Origin of the sequence: Paenibacillus favisporus, assembly GCF_040545415.1 — a bacterium.
GTDB lineage: Bacteria > Bacillota > Bacilli > Paenibacillales > Paenibacillaceae > Paenibacillus_AQ > Paenibacillus_AQ favisporus.
The window spans coordinates 266,887-289,028 of sequence record NZ_JBEPLV010000003.1 but is presented as its reverse complement, the minus strand read 5'-3'; the positions used below and the strand labels follow the sequence as shown (position 1 = coordinate 289,028).

The 22,142-nt window shown below is 54.3% G+C and carries 19 protein-coding genes; 4 read left to right on the top strand and 15 right to left on the bottom strand.

Annotation, left to right across the window (positions count from 1 at the left end; genetic code table 11):
* Position 1: 1 nt before the first annotated feature.
* The 4 genes from ABID47_RS14515 to ABID47_RS14500 form a co-directional block, all read right to left on the bottom strand.
* Positions 2–1,219: a Ger(x)C family spore germination protein gene (locus ABID47_RS14515; protein WP_354497647.1), complete on the bottom strand. Its 1,218-nt coding sequence runs from the start codon at positions 1,217–1,219 to the stop codon at positions 2–4.
* Positions 1,220–1,285: 66 nt separating this feature from the next.
* Entirely contained in the window at positions 1,286–3,070 is a 1,785-nt protein-coding gene (locus ABID47_RS14510; protein WP_354497645.1) for a spore germination protein, read from the bottom strand.
* A 127-nt stretch (positions 3,071–3,197) separates the two neighbouring features.
* Positions 3,198–3,875: a response regulator gene (locus ABID47_RS14505; RefSeq protein ID WP_116231118.1), complete on the bottom strand. Its 678-nt coding sequence runs from the start codon at positions 3,873–3,875 to the stop codon at positions 3,198–3,200.
* Positions 3,872–4,708 carry a sensor histidine kinase gene (locus ABID47_RS14500; protein WP_354497642.1) on the bottom strand — a complete coding sequence of 279 codons (837 nt, stop codon included), beginning with the start codon at positions 4,706–4,708 and terminating at the stop codon, positions 3,872–3,874. The genes ABID47_RS14505 and ABID47_RS14500 overlap by 4 nt, the downstream gene beginning before the upstream one ends.
* 173 nt (positions 4,709–4,881) lie before the next feature.
* On the opposite strand from ABID47_RS14500, the gene ABID47_RS14495 reads away from it, so the two are divergent.
* Complete coding sequence (locus ABID47_RS14495) at positions 4,882–5,619, top strand: polysaccharide deacetylase family protein (RefSeq protein ID WP_089546638.1); 738 nt, start codon at positions 4,882–4,884, stop codon at positions 5,617–5,619.
* A 7-nt stretch (positions 5,620–5,626) separates the two neighbouring features.
* Here the strand turns inward: ABID47_RS14495 and ABID47_RS14490 are convergent, their stop codons facing one another.
* Complete coding sequence (locus tag ABID47_RS14490) at positions 5,627–6,295, bottom strand: HD domain-containing protein (protein ID WP_354497640.1); 669 nt, start codon at positions 6,293–6,295, stop codon at positions 5,627–5,629.
* 104 nt (positions 6,296–6,399) lie between these two features.
* Between ABID47_RS14490 and ABID47_RS14485 the strand changes: the two genes are divergently transcribed.
* The 3 genes from ABID47_RS14485 to ABID47_RS14475 all read left to right on the top strand — a co-directional run bounded on the left by ABID47_RS14485 (position 6,400) and on the right by ABID47_RS14475 (position 9,549).
* Positions 6,400–6,663 carry a YolD-like family protein gene (locus ABID47_RS14485; RefSeq protein ID WP_354497638.1) on the top strand — a complete coding sequence of 88 codons (264 nt, stop codon included), beginning with the start codon at positions 6,400–6,402 and terminating at the stop codon, positions 6,661–6,663.
* A gap of 125 nt (positions 6,664–6,788) precedes the next feature.
* On the top strand, positions 6,789–7,313 hold the full coding sequence (locus tag ABID47_RS14480; RefSeq protein ID WP_354498751.1) for a YfiT family bacillithiol transferase: 525 nt from the start codon (positions 6,789–6,791) through the stop codon (positions 7,311–7,313).
* A gap of 82 nt (positions 7,314–7,395) precedes the next feature.
* Positions 7,396–9,549, top strand: a complete 2,154-nt coding sequence (locus ABID47_RS14475) for a YhgE/Pip domain-containing protein (RefSeq protein WP_354497636.1) — start codon at positions 7,396–7,398, stop codon at positions 9,547–9,549.
* A 76-nt stretch (positions 9,550–9,625) separates the two neighbouring features.
* Here ABID47_RS14475 and ABID47_RS14470 read toward each other — a convergent pair whose 3' ends face one another.
* From ABID47_RS14470 to pfkB, 10 genes are all read right to left on the bottom strand, one after another.
* On the bottom strand, positions 9,626–10,732 hold the full coding sequence (locus tag ABID47_RS14470; protein WP_076167738.1) for a Gfo/Idh/MocA family protein: 1,107 nt from the start codon (positions 10,730–10,732) through the stop codon (positions 9,626–9,628).
* Positions 10,733–10,746: 14 nt separating this feature from the next.
* Entirely contained in the window at positions 10,747–11,469 is a 723-nt protein-coding gene (locus ABID47_RS14465) for a ThuA domain-containing protein (protein ID WP_076167741.1), read from the bottom strand.
* A gap of 67 nt (positions 11,470–11,536) precedes the next feature.
* The gene (locus ABID47_RS14460) at positions 11,537–12,700 is read right to left on the bottom strand and encodes a Gfo/Idh/MocA family protein (protein WP_116231749.1); all 1,164 of its coding nucleotides are present in this window, start codon (positions 12,698–12,700) and stop codon (positions 11,537–11,539) included.
* 49 nt (positions 12,701–12,749) lie between these two features.
* Positions 12,750–13,823 (bottom strand): LacI family DNA-binding transcriptional regulator, encoded by a 1,074-nt coding sequence (locus tag ABID47_RS14455; RefSeq protein ID WP_152402461.1) that lies wholly within the window; start codon positions 13,821–13,823, stop codon positions 12,750–12,752.
* Between the two features lie 133 nt (positions 13,824–13,956).
* The gene (locus ABID47_RS14450) at positions 13,957–16,731 is read right to left on the bottom strand and encodes a CHASE3 domain-containing protein (protein WP_354497633.1); all 2,775 of its coding nucleotides are present in this window, start codon (positions 16,729–16,731) and stop codon (positions 13,957–13,959) included.
* Between the two features lie 363 nt (positions 16,732–17,094).
* On the bottom strand, positions 17,095–17,889 hold the full coding sequence (locus ABID47_RS14445) for an ABC transporter ATP-binding protein (protein WP_076167745.1): 795 nt from the start codon (positions 17,887–17,889) through the stop codon (positions 17,095–17,097).
* Positions 17,889–18,812 carry an ABC transporter permease gene (locus tag ABID47_RS14440; protein WP_116231126.1) on the bottom strand — a complete coding sequence of 308 codons (924 nt, stop codon included), beginning with the start codon at positions 18,810–18,812 and terminating at the stop codon, positions 17,889–17,891. The genes ABID47_RS14445 and ABID47_RS14440 overlap by 1 nt, the downstream gene beginning before the upstream one ends.
* Before the next feature lie 63 nt (positions 18,813–18,875).
* Positions 18,876–19,934, bottom strand: a complete 1,059-nt coding sequence (locus ABID47_RS14435) for an ABC transporter substrate-binding protein (protein ID WP_116231127.1) — start codon at positions 19,932–19,934, stop codon at positions 18,876–18,878.
* A 235-nt stretch (positions 19,935–20,169) separates the two neighbouring features.
* Positions 20,170–20,829: an HAD family hydrolase gene (locus ABID47_RS14430; RefSeq protein WP_152402455.1), complete on the bottom strand. Its 660-nt coding sequence runs from the start codon at positions 20,827–20,829 to the stop codon at positions 20,170–20,172.
* Between the two features lie 160 nt (positions 20,830–20,989).
* Positions 20,990–21,922: a 1-phosphofructokinase gene (gene pfkB, locus ABID47_RS14425; protein WP_251674709.1), complete on the bottom strand. Its 933-nt coding sequence runs from the start codon at positions 21,920–21,922 to the stop codon at positions 20,990–20,992.
* Positions 21,923–22,142: the final 220 nt, after the last annotated feature.

Below are 22,142 nucleotides of genomic sequence, written 5' to 3'. Positions count from 1 at the left end.
CTCACTTCATATTTTGCAGATAGGATTGATTGCGTACTCCCGTCGAATAGATCTCCACGTCGCTACTTACAACCGTCCGGATTTCAGGGAAAAGCGTTTCCCATTCTTTCTTATGAGCTTTCCAGTATGAAGGACTGGCCTTATATACCAGGTTCCCGTAACCCAGCGCATCGCTGTCCAGTTCATGCTGAAGGGTCGAAATGGTGTCGTTCACCATCTTGTTGACCTGCTGCTCGGCTTCTTTTTCCAGCCAGCTGATCGTTTCCTTTTTGTCTACCCTGATTTTGCGGCTGTCCACGTCAAACACGCTCGCCCTTTGTTTGATCCGAACAACGACTTCCGGCTTTCCACGGCTGAACCGGGCTTTGACCGAAGCCTTACTGTGCAGGACCACAACATGCACCTTTCCGTCCTCAACGGGAATCGGCACGACAAGCCGCTGCACTTTATTTTTGATGATGGCAAGCCCCTTGGAATCGAATTGGTTTAAATAACCCGTTAGCTTCCCATTTTTGAACACGGCCATATTTCCGATCCGCAAATAGCCGTCAGGCGAAATCTTCTCGACATTTTCTTTAGTTCCCGCCTTTTCCGAATCACCGATGAATTCAACGCTCCCGGTAACGGCCATTTCCCCGGGGTTATTCAATTTAAGAATAAAATCCTTCATACTAACGGGATAGGCTGCGCTCGCCCGCTTGTTGTAGCTTTCTAGCGTTTTGTACATCTGCTTGACCGGTAATTTTTCCATATTGGTCAAGGTTTCCAATACTTGGGCCGCTGTTCCGTGTTTCGCGACAAGCAAAGAAAAATCGATCCGGATCTCCGGGTCCCGGTCAATTAAATCGAATAAGCCATCAACCCCTTTCTTCGCCAAATCCTCACCAATAATCATCATTTGGTTGTGGGCGAAGTAAAAGCGGCGCGGCGCGACATTGTCCATATTCTGCAATGCGTCCAGTATAGTCCTGCCCCTTCCGATATATTTCGTCACCGGAATTCCGCTGGTTCCCCCTCCGCCGCCCGGACTGCTCTCCGAAGCCTGGCTGGGCACCACAACCTGCAGAGACACGAGAATGTTATCCGGATTGTCCGGATCTACGTCCAGCCCCATGCCCAAAACGATGGAGAGCTGGTCCAAAAACTTGATATCCCAGCAGCCTGACAGGGGCAGCAAGAGCATCAGACATAAAGTGATATGACAGATTCGTTGAAACATATCATCGCTCTCTCCCTTCATGACAGAATCTCGAATACCGTTTTTGGAATCTCGCATGACATCCGGTTACACTTCGTTCGGATCCTGCGTTTGATGCGGCTCATTCTCGTCCCTGTCCGCCTGTTGATTGCCCATCGTGCCTTCCCGGAACCGGACCGTATCATTTCTGCTGATCAGCTTTGGCCGTTTCTTCATATGATCCTGAGGCGCCCGGATCATTGAATCCTTCAGCTCAGAAAGAATAATCGGCGAATAGGGTGTCATATAAGGCACGTTTAGGGACTTTAGGCTGCACAAATGCAGTACCATCATAAGCAGCGTACAGGCAATCCCGTAAATGCCGAATAGCGATGCCGCGATCAGCATAATAAAACGGAGCATCCGTGCGGCAATTCCGATGTTATAGGCCGGGGACACGAAACTCGCAATAGCCGTCAGCGACACGACGATGACGACGACGGGGGATACGATCCCCGCTTCGACCGCAGCCTGCCCTAAAACGAGGCCTCCCACGATCGAAATGGTGTTCCCGACCGACCGGGGCATCCGCACGCCAGCTTCCCGCAAAATTTCAAATACCGTTTCCATGATAAAGGCCTCGACAAAGGCGGGAAAAGGAACTCCCTCCCGCTGCACCGCCAGCTTCAGCAGCCAAGAGGTCGGAATCATTTCCTGGTGAAATCCGATGATCGCCACGTAAAAAGAAGGAAGCAGCAGGCCAATAAGGAACGAGGAAAAGCGCAGGACCCGGATCAAACTGCCGACATCAAACCGGTTGTAGTAATCCTCAGAGGCCTGGAAAAACATGTTGAAGGTAGTCGGAAGGAGCAGCACAAATGGGGTTCCATCCACCAAGATAGCAATGCGGCCTTCCAGAAGGCTGGCGGCGATCACGTCAGGACGTTCACTGTGATAGATGGTAGGAAAAATCGTCTTGTTCGTATTTTCGATGAGCTCCTCAATATACCCTGACTCCAGGACACCGTCGATATCAATGACCGAGAGACGCTTCCGGACCTCATCCACATTTTTTTCGTCCACGATGCCGTGAATATACATGATGCCTACGTCGGTCTGCGTGACTCTTCCCAGCTGCATTTCTTCCAGCCACAGATTCGGACTTTTGATCTTCCTTCTGAGCAGCGCCGTGTTGGTGCGAATCGATTCCGTAAAGCCTTCCCGCGGGCCGCGGATGACCGTCTGGGACTCCGGTTCGCTGACGCTCCGCCGTTCCCCCCCTTTGGTGCTGGCGATAACCGCAATGCCAATCCGGTCAATAAAAAGAATCGTATCTCCGGACATCAGATGAATATACAGCTTACTCCACTCGGAGATTTCGTAAATTTCGCCGACGGCCAGCGCCTTTTCCTTGAACAGACGCAAAAATCTCTCGTCCTTTTCCGGCGCTGCACCCGGCTCATCCTCATTGATATCTTCACTGAACTTGCCCTTTTCCGGGTCTTCGCCTTCTATTCCTTCCTTGACGTCCTGTTCCAGTTCCCACGCCTCGTTAAGCTCTGCTTCCGATGCGAACTGCTTGATTTCATTCAAGACGGTTTCGATCGCAAATTCTGAAACCGATGACGTGTCGACGAGCCCGTCGATATATACAAAGGCGACTTTCCGGCCTAAATTCCGGGCAACAATTTTGCGGATGACCAGGTCATTGCTGCCACCCATGTCCTTGTTTAGCCGGTCCAGATTACTTTTCAAATCGCGGTACAGCCTGTCCGGGTGCAGCTCTGCCGGATCCGTCCCCACGGATTCCTGATACGGTGAGCCGTTCTTCCCAGCCCGGTTTGAAGGCTGCTGTTGTGTTGAAGCATTGCGGGATTTCTTTTTGCCAACCATCCGGGTCTCCACCTTGTCCATTTATGATGCTTATACTTTCCAAGTCAGGGTAATTTCATCCAAGTCGGTCTCCATGCAAGCACAAAAAAACGCAGGGTTTACACCCTGCGCTGCTCAAAAACGCCAACTACTCTTTTTTCAATTTCTGGAACAAGCCCTGCCGCCGGCTTACTAAGCCTTTCTCCAAGGCATAACGCGTCAGCTGAACCCGGTTCTCCAAATGAAGCTTCTGCAGTATGTTTTTCAGGTGGTTTTTAACCGTCTGGTCAGAAATCTTGAGCTCGGCGGCAATTTCCTTGTTGGTAAGCCCCGAAGCCACCCAATTTAAAATTTCGCGCTCCCGCGCGGTCAACGTCTCATGATGCTCCGGGCTCTTGGGGGCAAGCGGAAATTCCCTTAAAATTTGCGTGGCAAGTTCCCGGCTGAGCGGCGCTTCGTCGCTCATGATCCCCCGTAAATACTCAAGCCATGTCGACGGGGATAAATTTTTGAGCAGATAGCCCTGCGCTCCCTGCTTTAACGCCTCGAACAAATGCGTCACATCGTCCGACACCGTAATCATAACGATTTTGACGTAAGGATACTGCAGCTTGATCTGCCTTGTCGCCTCCAACCCGCCAATGCCCTGCATTTGGATGTCCATCAGGATCAGGTCGGGCATCAATAACTCGGTCATACTTACGGCTTCCTCGCCGCTGTGGGCCATGCCGACCACTTCAAACGCCGGGTCAGCCGACAGGATTTCGGTCACCGCTTCGCGCGCATGAGCGGAGTCATCGGCAACCAGCACTCTGAACGTATTCAATGGTTATGGGCCTCCTTTCTGATCTCCACCCGGCTGCCCCGCTGCATCGGCAGAATCAGCATTTTCCAGCCAAGCTCCTCGGCGCGCTCCTTCATGATCCGAAGGCCGTACCGGTCCTTCAAATGAAACGGATCCGTATGAATCCCCCGCCCGTTGTCATCGACGAAAACCGTCCAGCCCCGGCCGTCCAGCGTGCCTTTGATCGTCACCTTGGTGGCATGGGCATGCTTGTGAATGTTCAGCAGCGCTTCCCGGATGCAGGCCAGAAGCTCTACTTTTTCCTTGGCGCTCAAAGCCGCATCCGGAATGGACCATTCGATCCAGGGCTGGATCAGCGTTTCCTTGGCTGTATGTTCGATCCTTGAACGCATCGAAGCCTGATATTCCCGCTCCTCCGGCGATTCCGGATAGCGAAGATTGGCGATCGCCTGCCGCACGTACCGGTTCACTTCATGAACCGACTTGCGCAGCTCCTGGAAGTCCGCCGATTCCCGGGCTCCCCGGCCGCGCGCCTCCGCCCGGTCCATCTTGACCGACAGCAGAAACAGGGACTGCGCGATGCCGTCATGCAGTTCCCTGGCAAGCAGATCCCGTTCTTCCAGGGCTGCTTTTTCCGCCCGCTCCCGGTTCAGCTCCTCCTGCACCTGTTCCAGCCTCCGGAACAGCATGCTAAGCAGGGTCATGCTGATAAAGAACAGAAACACCGGCGTAAGAAAATTACCCACCTTCATCGATATATAAGGCATCAGAAACGCATGCCTCGCATATTCCCATATCCCTACAGCCAGTGTAGGAATAATCAATATCATCCACTTGATTTGTTTATAGGACATGCCTTGATCCGCACCTTCCCCGGGCACTCCCGGCATATTCAGACTTTGTCTCTATTGTATCACGGCCCGCCCGGCGTATGTTAGAACGGTTCGTGTCACATACTACGAAGCGAACTTGTCTTTGTTTGGACGTTTGGATGGAAGCATCGACAACGAACAACCGGGAGGACCTTATGCGCACAAGGCTTTATGCAACGCTATCAATGCTGCTTTTGACGATTTCGGTGACGGCTGCTCCGGCGGCGGGGGCTTCTCCCGTAAACCAAGGCAGAGAGTACTATGAACAAAGGGGAGACGTCATCTGGGAGATTCCGAACCGGGAAAAGATTATAGCACTGACCTTCGATGACGGGCCGGATCCAGAGGATACGCCGCAGATTCTCGACCTGCTGAAGCAGTATCACGCAAAGGCAACGTTTTTTGTCGTCGGCAAACAGGTTCAGGAGCACCCGGAGCTCGCCAAGCGGCAGGTGGCCGAAGGCCATGAGCTTGCCAACCACACCTTCGACCATATGTATTTTAACCGCCGGAGCTCACCGGAGGTCATCGTGCGGGAGCTGCGGGAAACCCAGGAAGCCATATACCAGGTTACCGGTAAAAAAACCTACCTGTTTCGCCCTCCCGGAGGATATTATAACGACCGTATGATCCAAATTTGCAAGAAGGAGGGTTATCTCGTCGTCATGTGGTCCTGGCATCAGGACACCTGGGACTGGAACCGGCCGGGCGTCGCCAAGATCGTGAACAAGGTGCTGAACAACGCGCGCAACGGCGACATCGTCCTGATGCACGACCACGTGGAGGGCAAGTCCCAAACCGTCGACGCGTTAAAACAAATCCTGCCTGAACTGCAGAAGCGCGGATATCGCTTCGTTACCGTATCGGAGCTGGTAGAGTACAACATTCCTTGAGGGGCGTTTACACGCGCCCCTTTTTTGGCGCTTCCTCCCCAGGCCATTCACGTTGGAATTGCGCAAGAAACTGCTCCATAAAGGCGTGGCGGGAAGCAGCCTCCCGCTGGGCCGCCGGCGTATTCATCAGATCTTTCAGCTTCAGCAGCTTCTCGTAAAAATGGTTCACCGTCGTCCCCTGCCGGCTGCGGTATTCCTCCTGGGTCATGCTAGTCCGCGGCGGCTCGGCGGGATCATACATGAGTCTTCCCCGTGATCCGCCAAAGGCAAACGTGCGGGCAATACCGATCGCTCCGATGGCGTCCAGACGGTCTGCGTCCTGCACGACCCGCCCCTCCAAAGTCGACATGGGCCTGCCGCCTCCGCCGCCATAAGACATTGTCCCGATGATCTCCTGTACATGATCCACGAGCGCGGCATCCGCTCCATGGTCCGTGAGCCAAGAGGAAATAGCTGCCATGCCCTCCTCTTTCGAAGACACGATTTTCTCGTCGGCCAGGTCATGAAAAAGGGCCGCCAGCTCGCAGACGACCGGGTCGGCCCCTTCCTGCTCCGCCAGCCTCTTCGCCCACTCCGCCACCCGGTAAATATGCCACCAGTCGTGGCCGGACGGCTCAGACTTTAAACGATCCTTCACGTATTCCCTTGCTTCCATAATCATTTGGCTTGTCTCCATATGCTTTCCTCCAAGCTGCTTTATTTTTCTGAACAATCGCGGTTGAATCCGAACATATATTCGCCTATAATACAATGCATAGCTCTTTTAATAAATGAGGTGAAATGATGATCAACCGATCCTGTGAACCGTCGGCGAGTTTCAATTCTACCATGAAAGAGGCTGCTTGGACACAGACCAGCCGCTTGCTGGAGGAATCCCTCCGCCGTCACCTGAAAGTAACCCTGCACCTTGCCGGTGCCGGACCCGAACAAGAAATCCGGGGCTTCGTCACCGTGATTAACACCTATCTGGAAGAGATCAAGTTCAGAGCTGAAGACGAATGGCTGTGGATCAAATTCAGCGAGATCACTTCCGCGCATACATAAAGCCGGCTTGAAGGAACGACAGGAGTCCTTAGCGAAAAGGTTACAAGGGAAACTGGCTTATATCATATTGGAATACAACGGTTTCCCGTATACATATTACTGAGCAAACGGAGGAATTAGTTATGATCGATGATTTGAAATATCCTATCGGGCTTTGTGATACGAAGAAAGATCTGAACGAGGATGAGCAGACAGCATTGATCGGCGAAATCCGCAGCCTGCCTTCGAAGCTGCGTCAAGCTGTCAGCGGATTATCCAAGGAGCAGCTGGACACGCCTTATCGGCCGGGCGGCTGGACCGTCCGTCAAGTCGTGCACCATGTCGGAGACAGCCACATGAACAGCCTGATTCGGCTTAAACTTGCTTTAACCGAGGATAATCCGGTGATAAAACCTTATGAGGAGCAATTATGGGCTGAACTTGCAGATTCCGCGCTGCCTGATCCGGAGCTTTCCCTGGACCTGCTGGAGGCGCTGCATGTCCGTTTTGTGCTTGTCCTGGAAAGCTTGAACGGTGACCAGTGGCTCAGAACTTACACCCATCCCGCGAACGGAGAAACCAATTTGAACGAGCATCTATGCACTTATGCTTGGCATGGCAACCACCATCTTGCGCACATCACGACCCTCAAAGAACGAATGGGCTGGTAAGGCGGGATTCAGGTTCTTCGGTATGACGCCCTTCCTCAAATGAAATACTAACCAAAATGGTATGATTGAGGCAGGTGTTCTCATGAGTAAAATCTTGTCTATCTATGGCAGAGATGTGAAAAACATTGCCACGAACTGGGCCGCGCTCGTCATCATCGCCGGTCTTGTTATGCTTCCTTCCCTGTACGCCTGGTTCAACATCAAGGCATCCTGGGATCCCTACGGCAATACCGGCGATATTGCGATTGCCGTCGCGAACAACGACAAAGGGACGACGATGAAGGGACAGTCGCTGAATCTCGGCAAGGAGGTCGTCGCCTCGCTGAAGGACAATCATAAGCTGGGCTGGAGGTTCGTCTCCGAGGCGGACGCCATGCGAGGCGTCCGGCACGGGGATTACTATGCGAGCATCATCATCCCGGACAATTTTTCGGCCTCGATTGCCACGGTGCTGTCGGACAACCCCACCCACGCCGAAATTTTGTATTATGTGAACGAAAAGATCAATGCGGTATCCCCGAAGATTACGTCTTCCGGAGCCAGCGGCATCATCCAGGAAGTCAGCAAAAATTTCGTCAAAACCGCCAACGGCACGATTTTTAAAATTTTCAACGAGCTTGGCATCGAGCTGCAGAATCAGCTGCCGACCATTGAGAAGGTCCGCTCGCTGGTGTTTGAGCTGGAGAAAAATTTCCCGGAAATCAACCAAGCCGTAAACACGGCGGCGCAGGACATCCATACGACCAACGAGCTGGTATCCAAAGCTCAAGGGGCGCTGCCCATCGTGACCGACCTGGCCAAGAACGGGCAGCAGTTGGCGGCTGGTCTGGACGATTTTATGGGCAAGGCTTCCACGGCTGCCAAGGATATCGCGCCGAACGTAAAGCAGGATCTGCTGCTTCTGCAGCAGACTTCCATGGCTACAGAGCAGCTGACCGCGCTGCTGAAGGATCCCGACGTCGATCCGCAGACTGCGCTTGATGCGCTGGACCGGATATCCTCCAGGTTAACCACCGGCCTGGAAGTGCAGGAAGCGCTGATCAGCTGGTTCGACCGGCTGAACCAGACCGCAGGCAGCCGACTGGATTTTGTCAGCTCCAAGCTGAAGCAGGTCCGGGACAAAATGCAGTCTCAGCTGACGCTTGTCAATCAAATCCGCAGCGGGGTAAAGAAAGGCGAGAAACCGGCCATGGATCTGGTGAATAAGCTGAACACCATCTCCGGCGACGTATCCGATCTATTAGGGGACATCCTCGGACGGTATGACAGCGAAATTCAGCCGGCGATTGCAAGTGGGCTGCAGAAGGCGGTCAAGTCCGCAGCAGAAGCGAAGAAGGTGATGGATTCTGCGGTACAGAGCCTGCCGGACGTCAAGAAGGTGCTGTCCGACGCTTCCAAGGGATTGGCGATCGGCACACAGGGCATTTCCGTCATCCAGAAGGAGCTTCCGGGCGTGGAAGCCAAGGTCAAGGAGCTGGCGGACCGGATGCGCAAATTCGAATCGGAGGGAAACTTGCAGGAAGTCATCGACCTGCTGAAAAACAATTTCCAGCAGGAAGGACAGTTTTTCGCCGAGCCTGTCGTGCTGAAGGAGAATCAGCTGTTTCCGATACCGAATTACGGATCCGCCATGTCCCCCTTCTTCTCAACGCTGGCGCTCTGGGTCGGAGCGACGCTGCTCGTATCCCTGGTGACGACGGAAGTGCATTCGCCTGCAGCCGGAACGGATTATAACAGCGTCCAGATTTATTTCGGCCGGTTCCTGACCTTCCTGACGCTGGCGCTGCTGCAATCGGTCCTCGTCACGGCAGGCGATATCTTCCTCTTGGGAACCTATGTGGTGGACAAAGGCTGGTTCATCTTATTCGGATTGGTCAACAGTGCTGTCTTTATGCTGATCGTCTACACGCTCGTTTCCGTGTTCGGCAATGTCGGCAAGGCGCTTGCCATCGTTCTGCTGGTGCTGCAGCTGGCCGGATCGGGCGGAACCTTTCCGATCCAGACGACTCCCCCGTTCTTCCGGGCGATTCACCCGTTCCTTCCGTTCACCTACGGCATCAGCATGATGCGCGAAGCGGTGGGAGGCATGATCTGGAGTGTCGTCCGCAGCGATCTGCTCATCATGTGCGTGTATGTCTTAATCACACTCGTGATTGGTCTTGCGCTGAAAGGGATCATCAACCAGCTTGCCGCTGGCCTCGTCAAGAAGGCTAAGGAAAGCAAGCTTATCCATTGATCATGGTATAAACCAAACAAGCCTCCCCAGCAGTCCAGGCTGCTGACGGGAGGCTTTATGATTCATGCCTGTTTCATTATTGATCCAATGTATAAGGTGCAAGGCCGGTAGGCATCGGTGCAGGAGGCGTGCAGGTGCTTTGCATCTCGTAATGCTTTTTCTCATCCGAAGCATCATGGAACGCCCACATCGCTTCCAGCACATGGTACGCCAGCTCTCCGGAAGCCCGGTGAGGACGACCGCTCTGCAGCGCGTAAGCCATGTCGGCTGCGGCGATGCCGCGGGTATTCTCCGCGTAGCCGAACAGCAGCGGCTGTTCCTTCCACTCGGCTTCGCCGGCAATCCGGTACTGCACTTTGCCGCCAAAGTTGTTCGGATCGGGTACGCGCAGCGTTCCCTTTGTGCCGTAAATTTCGATGTTTGGCAGATTGCTGCCGCCGAATACGTCAAAGCTGGTGATGATCGTTCCAATCGCACCTTCGGCGAACTGGATCAGCCCGGCGACGTGGGTAGGGATTTCCACCGGTATTTTTTGACCGTATTTTTTGGAACTGGTGATCGTTCTTTCTTCCAGCGCCTTGCCGGTCATACCCGTGATGGTCTTGATCGGACCGAGCAGCTGCACGAGTGCGGTCAGGTAGTACGGCCCCATGTCGAACATCGGTCCTCCGCCGGCCTGATAATAAAATTCGGGATCCGGATGCCAGGTCTCGTGTCCGCCGCCGAGCATAAATGCCGTGGCAGCGACAGGACGGCCGATCAGCCCATCCTGGATCACTTTGAGACAGGTCTGAATTCCGGCGCCGTAGAACGTTTCGGGCGCGCAGCCCACGCGCAGGCCTTTTTCTTTGGCGAGCTGGAGCACCTTCTGCCCATCTTCACGTGTGACGGCCAGCGGCTTTTCAACGTATACATGCTTGCCAGCCTCAAGAGCCTGCAGGCAGACCGACGCGTGCGCAGCCGGGATCGTCAGGTTGATCACGATTTGAATTTCGGGATCCGCGAGCAGCTCTTCAGGGGAATACACTCTGGGTATGCCGAATTCGGCTGCTTTTTCTGCGGCACGCTCCTTATCGATGTCTGCGCAAGCTACCAAATCCAGCACATCGAATTTTTTGCAGTTTTCCATATAAATGCTGCTGATTTTCCCGCAGCCGATAATGCCTACTTTGATCTGCTCCAAGAATAACCCTCCCCTTAATACTGGCTGTCTGCCATGCCGTTATATGCGGTCTCCGGCTTCCAGTCGGAGCCGGCTTCTTTGCCTTCGGCGGCCCATACAAAGCCGCGTCTCATCATTTCCTTCACCTGTGGCATGTCGACGATATCCGCATGGTGCCCGAGCGAATTGTAGAAGACGCGTCCGCCGCCCCAGTACTTCGTCCAGACTACCGGCATGTCAACCGGTTTGTTGGCCGAATGCGGGCCATGAACGACCGGGAAGCGGGTTGTGGCGTGAACTTCCACTGCCGGATCCACATGCAGGTAATACTGCTCGCTCGCGACCTCGAAGTCCGCAATCCCCTGCAGCAGGGAGCCTTCCTCTTCGTCTGTCACGTTAACCATGTATCGAACCCCGTCATTCCCCGGGTGGGCGACCCACTGTCCGCCAGTCATGAACTGCCAATCGACCTGCGTCCGGAAGGAGTCGCACATGCCGCCGTGGCAGCCGGCAAGGCCCACGCCGCTCTGCACGGCCTCCGACACGTTGCTCACCAGCTCATTCCGGATTTCTCCCATCGTCCAGCAAGGGACGATCAGATCAAGACCGAGGAGCTTCTCCTTGTCGGCAAACGCTTCCAGCGTATCCGATACTTCTACTTCAAACTGCTCGGCTTCCAGCACATTTTTAAAAATCTCTGCCACCTGCTTGGGCTCATGGCCATCCCATCCGCCCCATACAATCAGTGCTTTTTTCATGCGGCACGCTCCTTGTCTATGCTTGATATGCTCGCTATTCGTTGTTCAATACCATCGCCTGATTGGCCTACATTTCCGAAATTTCCACCCAGCGCCGCTCCTCTACGGAACGCTCCACCGCCTCAAGCACAGCCTGGCATTTCACACCGTCGTTGAAGTTCGGGGAAGGCTGTCTGTCCTCGTGAATCGCTTCCATCAGCTCCAGCATTTCATGCGTAAACGTGTGTTCGAAGCCGATAGTGTGTCCTGCCGGCCACCAGGCATGCGAATACGCATGAGCGGCGTCGGTCGCAAGCACCCGGCGGAAGCCCTGCACATCCTCCTGGTCATCGGTAAAGTACACTTCCAGCTCGTTCATCCGCTCAAAATCAAACTTGACACTGCCTTTGCTGCCGTTGATCTCGAACGAGTTCGTGCTGCGGTGTCCCGCCGCAAACCGGGTCGCCTCAAAGCTACCGAGTGCGCCTCCTGTGAACCGGGCCATAAACAGGGTTGCATCATCGACGGTCACTTTGCCCATCGGTCCGCCCAGACTGCCTTTGGCGCTGAGTCCGGTCATATTTTCTGCGAGCGGTCTCTCCTTGATAAACGTTTCGCTCATGCCGATGACTTCCTGAATATCGCCGACGAGGTAATGGGCCAAGTCGATCAGATGGGCCCCAAGATCGCCGTGAGAGCCCGAACCCGCGATATCTTTCTGCAGCCGCCATACTAACGGGAAGGCAGGGTCCAGAATCCAGTCCTGCAGAAACCAGGCGCGGAAATGATAGATCTGTCCCAGCCGGCCGCTTTCGATCAGACTTTTCGCCAGCCGGACCGCAGGCGAGAACCGGTAGTTAAAGCCGACCATGTGCTTCACTCCCGCCTCCTCCGCAGCCTTCAGCATTTCACGCGAGTCGGCAAGCGTCAGGGCCAGCGGCTTCTCGCAGAAAATATGCTTCCCTGCCTTGGCTGCAGCCAGCGCGATGTCCTTATGCGCATCACTCGGCGCGTTGATGTCGATCAGGTCGATGTCATCCCGCGCAACCAGGTTTCGCCAATCCGTCTCCGTTTCGGCCCAGCCGTACTGCCCGGCCGCCTGCTGTACCGCATCGGCATCACGGCCGCAAATCGCAGCCATCTGCGGCTGAATCGGCGCCTCCGGGAAAAACATGGGCAGCGCCCGGTAAGCATTGCTGTGGGCCTTCCCCATAAATTTGTAGCCTACCATGCCAATTCGCAGCGCTTTCATTTCCATCCGAATTCCTCCATCTCTTTGGTATATTGGACTTTCTGGCTCATCAGAGCCGCAGATTCTGGGACGATGCCCGGATGACCAGCTCCGTCGGAAGCATGATCCGAAAGGGTTGACCCGGAGCCGATGCTCCCTGCTCCAGCCGCTTCAGCACTTCAGCGACCGCAATTTCCCCCATTTCATAGAAAGGAACCTTTACGCTGCTCAGCTCAGGCGTCGTTACCTGTGAAGCATCCGAATTGTCGTAGCCGAACATGGCCGGAAAACGCTCTTCGGACAGCCCATGGTCCCGGAGACCCTGCATCAAACCGATGGCCATCCGGTCGTTTGCGGCAAAGACGGCATCCACCTGATCAATGACCTTCATTAATTCGGAAGCAGCGGTGATGCCGCTGCTGCGGCTGAAGTTTCCGCGGAAGATCAGTTCCTCCTCCAGCACCAAACCCGCCTCGGCCAGCGCTTTCTCGCAGCCTTGAAGGCGATCCCGGCTGTTGGAGTAGGTCAGCGGCCCATTCATGAACGCGATCCGGCGATATCCCTGTTCGATCAGATGGCGGACCGCCATATAGCTGCCCTGTACATGGTCTGCATCGACCTCACTGAAGGGCTCGCCTTCAAAGTGCTGATTGATCAGGCAGAAAGGCAGTCCTTCCTCTGCGAGACGGCGAAGGGCCAGCAGTTCTTCCGGATCATCCTTCGCCCCCAGGATGATGCATGTATCGATTTTATGCGCATGAAACCAGCGGACATAATCCATGGACTCGCCGGGCGTCTGAAACAGCAGCAGGATATCATGACCCAGCTCTCGGGCTTTGCTGCCGATACCGCTTAAAATTTCCGAGAAGAAAAAGCTCGAAAACATATGCACCTTCGGCACATATGGAAGAACGACACCAATGTTGCCGCTGCGGCTGGTCGCAAAATTACGGGCCAGTGCACTGGGAACGTAATTCAGCTTCTTGGCAGCTTCCATGACGCGTTGTCTCGTTTCTTCTTTCATGGGGCCGACTCCGTTGAGCACCCGCGACACCGTCGCTTCCGATACCCCGGCTAGTTCGGCCACCTCTTTGCGGGATGCGATGGCAACTCCCCCTTTTCCGAATGATGTACGCGCGTACATTTTCTCACCTAACTATCCTATTGTCAAGGCAAGTTTTTCAAAAACCGCTCTGATTTCGGCGGTTTAACCAAATAAAAAGCGACCGAACCGGAGACTTCCCGCTGGGTCGCTTATTATTTAATCGATTACAATATCATATTTCTGATCTCGTCAGCCAAACTTTAATTCTGGCAATCACTTCATTGATGTTCAGCGGTTTGCTCAAATAGTCGGACGCGCCGGCCGCCAAGCACTTATCCCGATCCTCTTTCATCGCCTTGGCAGTCAACGCAACAATCGGCAGATCGGTCATCTCCAGCGTCTGGCGGATATTCCGCATCGTCTGGTAACCGTCCATTTCCGGCATCATAATGTCCATCAGAATCATATCGATATCCGGTTCGGCCTGAAGCAAGTCCAGGCACTCGTATCCGTTCTGTGCGGTGAGCACCTGCATATTATATCTCTCCAAGGCATTGGCCAGCGCATATACGTTTCGAATGTCGTCGTCAACAACGAGAATTTTCTTCCCATCGAACAAGGCCGAGTCTTCCAGGAACATATCCTCTGCGGCCGGCGGATCGGCGGCAGGCTCCTGCGCATAAATCCGACTCCCCACAGGACGCGCAGCTTGCGCCGAAGCCGTACTTAACGGACCGGAGACGGCTGCCGCTGCCTCGGCTTGCATCACAAGCATCGGCGACTCATCGACATACTCGGTCTGGTAAGGGAGGTAAAGGGTGAACGTGCTTCCTTTGCCGGGTTCGCTCTCCACGACCAGCTCTCCTCCCAGCAGTTTGGCAAATTGAAGCGAGATAGACAGTCCGAGTCCTGTGCCGCCATATTTCCGCGCCGTTGCTCCATCCGCCTGTTTAAAGGCCTCGAAGATCACCTGCTGCTGCTCCTCGGTAATTCCGATTCCGGTATCGCGAACCGCAAAGGCCAATGTCTCATAAGGCATGGAAAACTGCGGGGTCGAAACCGAGTCGAGCTTGTATATGCTTAAAGACACTTCCCCGCGTTCGGTAAACTTGAACGCATTGGACAACAGGTTCCGCAATATTTGATGGAGTCTTAACTCGTCGCTGAAAAAGACGTCGCCTACGTTCGGCGCGATTTCGACTTTGAAGTCCAGCGACTTGGCCTCGGCCGTTTTGGCAAAGTAGCGGTACATGACCTCCGGCAGCTCACTCGCGTTGATCGAGCTAATATCCAGCTGAATCTGTCCCGATTCCACCTTGGATAAATCCAAAATATCGTTGATCAGCCGCAATAGGTCTGTACCGGAGGAATGGATGACCTTGGCGTAATTGACCTCTTCCTCCTGCAGCGTTCCGTTCTTATTTTCTGACAAAATCTGAGACAGAATAAGCATGCTGTTCAGCGGAGTGCGTAACTCGTGCGACATGTTGGCCAAAAACTCGGATTTATAATTGGAACTGAGCTTCGCCTGTTCCGCGTATTTTTCCATCTCGGCCGCCGCTTCCTCCGCCTGAGCCTTCTGATATTCCAGTTTGTCATTCAAGCTTTGGAGCTCGTCGGTTTGCATCTGCAGCTCTTCGGACTGAACCTGCAGTTCTTCCGTCTGCACCTGCAGTTCCTCAGACTGGGCTTGAAGCTCTTCATTCATCGTCTGGGCTTCCATATACAAGCGTTGGATTTGCGCTCGGTTGATCACGCTGTGCATCGTGACGCCAACCGTATCCAAGAGCTGCTGCAGCATGTCCAATTGGTGCTTGCTGAACGTCACCAGCGCGGCAATTTCGATCACAGCCAGCGTCCTTCCCTCGAACACGATCGGAGCAACAGCAATATAGGTCGGAACGGCGCTCCCCAATCCCGAGGAGATGTGTATGTAGTTGTTCGGTACCCGGTCCAGCGTGATCATGCTCTGATCGGCGGCACACTGACCGACAAGTCCCTGACCCCAGGCGATGACCGATTTGCCTGCCTCACCCTCGTGTTCTCCTGCATAGGAAGCGAGCCGCACCAGCTCCTCCTCCTTGGCTTCGTACAATACGATATAAGGCACCTGGAAAATCGAAGCGAGCCGATTGACAAACACGCGGCTTAGACTGGCCAGGCCCGCTTCGTTCTGAAGCAGTGTAGCGGTGGCGGCAATCTGTTCCTTCATTTCATTCTGCTGCTGCACTTCCCGAAGCAGGTCGTTCGTTGCACTGCCGAGTTCTGCGATTTCATCGCGCGTGCGGGTATGGATGCGTTTGTTCAAATTGCCGCCTGAGGCGATGTCACGAATTGTGCCCGTAACTTCCTTGATCGTCGTAACGATATTTCTGGAGATCAGCACGGCTGCTGAGATGGATACGGCCGCGAGCACAATCCAAAGAAGATAGATGATCGTGATCAGTCTGCGGTTATTGTCCTCAAGCGTCTGCACCCGCTCGCTTGTCAGCCCTTTCTCCGTGTCCAAAAACGCCGTTAATTTTTCCCGCATGGCGTCCATTTCCGGCTTGCCCGGGTCACGTTGGAAAAATGTCCGAACTTCAGCATCCTGACCGCTACGCTTCATCTCAATGGACGGCTTGCCTGCGATCTCAATCCATCGGTCGATATTCGCCTTGATGTCCTCCAGATTTTTCTGCTGCTCAGGGTTGTCCGCCAGCAAACGATACAGCTGGTTGTACTCGCTCTCCCATTTCGAGCTGGCCGCCGTGTACGGCTCCAGATAGCTCGTGTCTCCCGTGATCATATATCCGCGCTGGCCTGTCTCCATGTCCAGCAAGGACTTTTCAATGTTGTGGGCCAGGTCATGGACCTCGATGTCATGCTGGCTGATAAAATCAGTTTCCCGCTGCAGCGAAGCAACCCGGCTCGAAATCACTCCCAGGAACACCACGACGCACACGAGCACAAAAATATATCCAAGAATAATCTTGGACCGAATGCTGAGCCTCATCTTTCCTAACAAAATCGAAACCTCCATCCAACGGGTGTTCTCTTTCTTCTAATAACTATAGAGTGACCAGTTCATTCAATATAGTATTTTAGAACTTGTTGGAACGAATATCAATAACTAGAGTTATCTTCGAGGCAGGATGAACCGTTGACGGGCCGCATCGCTGAAGCCCGCTGCAGGTGGTTTTCAGTGGATCCGCCCAAGCAGTCCATTGTATATTTGTATGGAAAACGTATGGATAACAACTGTGTCCATTATCGTCTAATCGATGATTCTCCTGCTCGGATTCAATAGATTCCCCACGTTGCTGCAGCAAAAAAGAGGCCTCCGCGGCTTTAACCGCGAAGGCCCTCTTCCCTTCATTCTTCAAAGATATTATCCCAGGACAACCCTGTCGTCGGACAGCTTATGTCCGCTGATTTGCTCGAATTCAGCCAGCAGCTCTTCGACGGTCAGCGTCTTTTTCCGCTGTTCGTTGATGTCCAGAATGATTCTGCCTTTGTCCATCATGATCAAACGGTTGCCGAGCCGGATCGCCTGCTCCATATTGTGCGTGACCATCAGGGTCGTCAGGTTCAGCTCCCGAACAATCCGGTCGGTGAGTCGCGTGATCAGCTCCGCCCTTGCAGGGTCCAGCGCCGCGGTATGCTCATCCAGCAGCAAAATTTGCGGCTTGGTGAAGGTGGCCATCAACAAGCTGAGTGCCTGACGCTCTCCTCCGGACAGCAATCCGACCTTCGCCCGCAGCCGCCCTTCCAGGCCGATACCGAGCTTGGACAGCTCTTCCTTGAACATCGCCCGCCGGCCGGACTTGATGCTCAGCCCCAATCCTCTCTGCTTGCCTCTCGTATAAGCCATTGCCAGGTTTTCCTCGATCGTCATGTGGGGAGCGGTGCCCGCCATCGGATCCTGGAATACGCGGCCGATCCAGCGGCTCCGGCGGAATTCCGGAAGCTGGCTGATCACCGCTCCCTCGATCCGCACATCCCCTGCGTCGGGCTTCATGACACCGGAAATGATGTTCATCAGCGTAGACTTGCCCGCCCCGTTACTTCCGATCACCGTGACGAAGTCGCCGGGATTCAGCTTCAGCGAAATGTCGTGCAGCGCAATTTTTTCATCCGGCGTGCCCGGATTAAACAGCTTCGATACTCTGCTCAGCTCCAGCATCAGAAATCACCTCCGACCGTCCGGCTTGTTCTGCTGCCCAGCTGGCTGGACAGCTCTTCGGTTCGGCGCTTGGCCAGCTGCTTCTGTCGAAGAGCGCGCCTTGCGGTTGGAAGTACCAAAGCGATGATCACGATGATGGCAGTGATGAGCTTCAGGTCGGACGTATCGAGCCATTCCACCCGGAGCGCGAGCGCCACGACGATCCGGTACACGATCGCCCCGAGCACGACGGAAATGGTCGTATGGATCACATTCGTCGCTCCGAATATCGCCTCACCGATAATGACAGAAGCCAGCCCGATGACGATCATGCCGATCCCCATGGAAATATCCGCAAATCCTGACTCCTGGGCAACCAGTGCGCCGGAGAGGGCGACCAGTCCATTGGCCAGGCTGACGCCGAGAACCGTCGTCGTGTCTGTATTGGCGCCGAAACTGCGGATCATCCGTGCGTTATCTCCCGTCGCGCGTAAGGCAAGCCCCAAATCGGTCCGCAGGAACATATTCAGCAGGAGCAAAATCAGGATCACCGCGATCGGCATCGTAATGAAAGCGTTCACTGATGAAAAAACGGTGCTTTCCCCAAGCAAGGACGTGTTGGGTTTTCCCATAATCCGCATGTTGATCGAATACAGCGCAATCATCATGATAATACCGGATAACAGTGCATTGATTTTCCCCTTGGTATGGAGAAGTCCGGTACAAATTCCCGCGAGAAGCCCGCCGCCGAACGCCGCCAGGCTTGCCAGCCACGGATTGTAGCCGTGGGTAATCATCACGGCGGCGATTCCGCCGCCGGTGGTGAAGCTGCCATCCACCGTCAGATCCGGAAAATCAAGAATGCGATACGTGATATATACGCCGAGCGCCATCAGCGAGTACAGCAGCCCGAGCTCAAGTGCTCCCAGTAGTGAATCCAGCATGGTGTCAGCCTCCCTTATGACGAAGGGAGTGGACGAAGATTCCGGCCACTCCCCATCGCTCGATTACTGAATAATATCGTTTTCTTTGTCCGTTACTTTGTCTTTCATGGCGTCGGTTACTGTGATTCCCTGCGCTTCAGCCGCCTTCAGGTTCAGAATCAGGTCCAGCTTCTCCTGCACCGATACCTTCATGTCGCCCGGCTTCTTGCCGTTCTTCAAAATATCGACCGCCATCTGGCCTACCTGGTAGCCATGGTCGTAGTATTTAAAACCGACCGTAGCGAAGGCGCCCTTCTCGACCGTATCCCGGTCGCTGGAGAAGAACGGAATGTGCTTCTCGTTCGCCAGCTGGATAATGGAATCGACGCCGTCAACAACGGTATTGTCCAGTGTAATGAACAGCGCATCCACCCGTCCCACCAAGGACTCGGCTGCCTGTTTCACTTCCGATGTGTTAGTTACCGCCGCGCGCACCAGCTTGATGTTATGCTTTTTCAGCGTTTCCTCGGCATTTTTGGCCATCACGATCGCGTTAGGCTCGCCTTCGTTAATGACAATGCCGACGTTCTTCACGTTCGGGAAGCTCTCAGCAATGAAGTCCATCAGACGTTGAACCGCTACCGGATTTGTGTCCGAGCCCCCGGTTACGTTGCCCCCTGGCTGATCCAGGTTTGAGACGATCTTGGCATCCAACGGATCGGTAACCGCCGCGAACAGCACCGGCGTATCTTTCACCTGCTGAACGAGCGCTTGCGCCGAGCCGGTAGAAATGCCGAGCACGAGATCATTTTTGCCGGAGGCGATCTTTTGGGCAATGGAAAGGTTGTTAGCCGGATCTCCCTGCGCGTTGTTGAAATCGATCTTCAGATTATCGCCTTCCGTAATCCCCGCATCCTTCAATGCGGCGATGAAGCCCTCGCGCGTGGCATCCAGGGAAGGATGCTCGACGATTTGCGAAATGGCTACGGTGTAGGTCTTTTTGTCTGTGCTACCTGCATCGGTCCCGGTTCCGCTACCTGACCCGGCTTCACTGGATTTGGTGCCCGAGTTTCCGCAGCCGGCCGCCATGGTTACGAGGAGTGCGGACATCACGACGGATAATAGCAAATTTCTCTTTTTCATGTTCATAACCCCTTCCGATTCTCTTCTTTAACGCTGTCATATACGAAAGCATTAAAGTAAATAAGTGCGAAAAATACCGTATCAGGCGGAGCACACGGGTGCATGAACTGCCTGCCCGGATATTTTTCATAGAATTAAATAACCACTGGATTATTCATTATCATAAGGGGCACTGCCAATATACGTCAATCAATAAGTTGCAAAAAAGCACAGGTTTTTCCGGGCTTTTGCGGCCTTACGCTTCCAGCTCCCGGACAAGATCCTGCAGCTTCATCTCCGACATGCTGGAAATCATCATGTCATAGCCTTCAAAAGGGAAGGTCTGGGTCATCGAGTTAGGCACGATCACCGTATGTACGCCTGCTCCTTTGGCTGCAATAAAGCCGTTAAGCGAATCCTCAAAAGACACAGCCTGATCCGGAGTTACCTCCAGCTTCTGCAATGCCAGCAGGTACAGCTCGGGATCCGGTTTGACCTTGGACACGAGGTCCGCAGTACAAATAACGTCGAAGTAAGATTCCAGTTCGAATTTGTTGAAATATGGCTCAATCCAGTTGTAATAAGAGCTTGATGCCAGCGCGATCTTCAGCCCGAGCCGCTTGGCCTCCGCCAAATAGTCCTCAACCCCCGGTCTGACTTCAACATCCTTAAGCAGCTCCCGGTAGATGACATTGACCTGTTCCTTGACGAGGGCCGGATCCACTTCCCTGCCCAGGCACTCGGACAAATACGTATACGGATTAAATACGTCGAAATTGGTGCCGACGCACTTCGCGTACGTCTCCAGCGGCAGTTCGGTGCCATGCTCCCGGTAAATCTCACAGAAAGCGTGATAGGCCGGCGTTTCGGTATCGACGATGAGACCGTCAAAATCAAAAATCAATGCTTGAATCAAGCCGTTCACCCCTTCTTTATCTTAGTCGATGGGCTGTAAAGCCGCATTAATAGATTCGCCTTGCGGCAGGGCTATTCCTCCCTGATATCACCATGTAGTCAAACAGGCCGCGATCCAGGAACCGCAGCCTGTGCACAAATATAAAGCTTTCATTCGTAGCTTAAATTCTGCTGATCTCCACTTGGCCAAGCAGCCGGCGGAAGGTGTCCGGATCGACGCTGCCGGCCATGGCCGATAAGGCGTTCGCCGTCCCTGCGGCAGCGGCCATAGCTATGCCCTCCTCGGCGGGGAGCTGCTTCAGCAGCGACACGGCCATGCCCGCCACAAAGGAATCGCCGCAGCCTACCGTATTGACCACCTGAATCGGAGGGGTTACGGCACGATAACGTCCCTGCGATGTGACTGTCAGCGATCCGGCACCCCCGAGCGACACGCAGACGCGCTCCATCCGGTATTCGCGGAGCAAGTCTTCCATCGCCCGGAGCAGCTCCTGTTCATCCCGGATGCCCGTGCCAAGCAGAGCAGCAACCTCTTCTTCGTTGGGCTTGATCATATCCGGATTCGCCTGCAGTCCGAATCGGAGCGCGTCACCGCTGGCGTCAAGAATCACGTACGCGCCTTCCTTTTTGGCGGACCCGACAAGACGGATGTAATAATCGGCCGGGGCCCCGGCCGGCAGGCTGCCGCTGATGCAGACGACTTTCGATGTGCGTGCCAGAGCGGCTATCGTCTGCTCCATCGCGTCAAGTGCCTGGTTATCAACCACCGGACCGGGCTCCAGAAGCTCTGTCGACGACCCAGTCTCTTCATCGATGATGTTGAGGCATAATCTCGACTCCCCTTCCACGGCGACAAATTGATGTGCAATGCTCATATCATCGAGCTGCTTCTTGATGATTTCCCCGTTCATGCCGCCGACGATGCCCGAAGCGGTAACCTCCGCCCCGAGCTGCGCGGCGACCTTCGCCACATTAATGCCTTTCCCCCCGGGGGCTGCCAGATATTGTCTGACCCGGGATACCTTCCCGTGCGGAAATGCCGGCAAGTAGTATGTTTTGTCAATGGCTGCGTTCATCGTTACGGTCGTTATCATAAGATCCCATCCCATCTATGGCTTGATTTCGCAAGGCAGCTCCGATGCCTGTATCTCCGCCGTGTGGTGCCTTCTGCCTTCATGTTGCAATGTTTGGAAAGCTTTGTTCCAGCTTGGGGTTGACGAATGCAGGCTTCGGACGAGCCCGAAACGACGAGCACGATTCCTCTATGTAGCACGACCTGCCGATTTCATTGCGGATAAACTATGGCTGCATTCC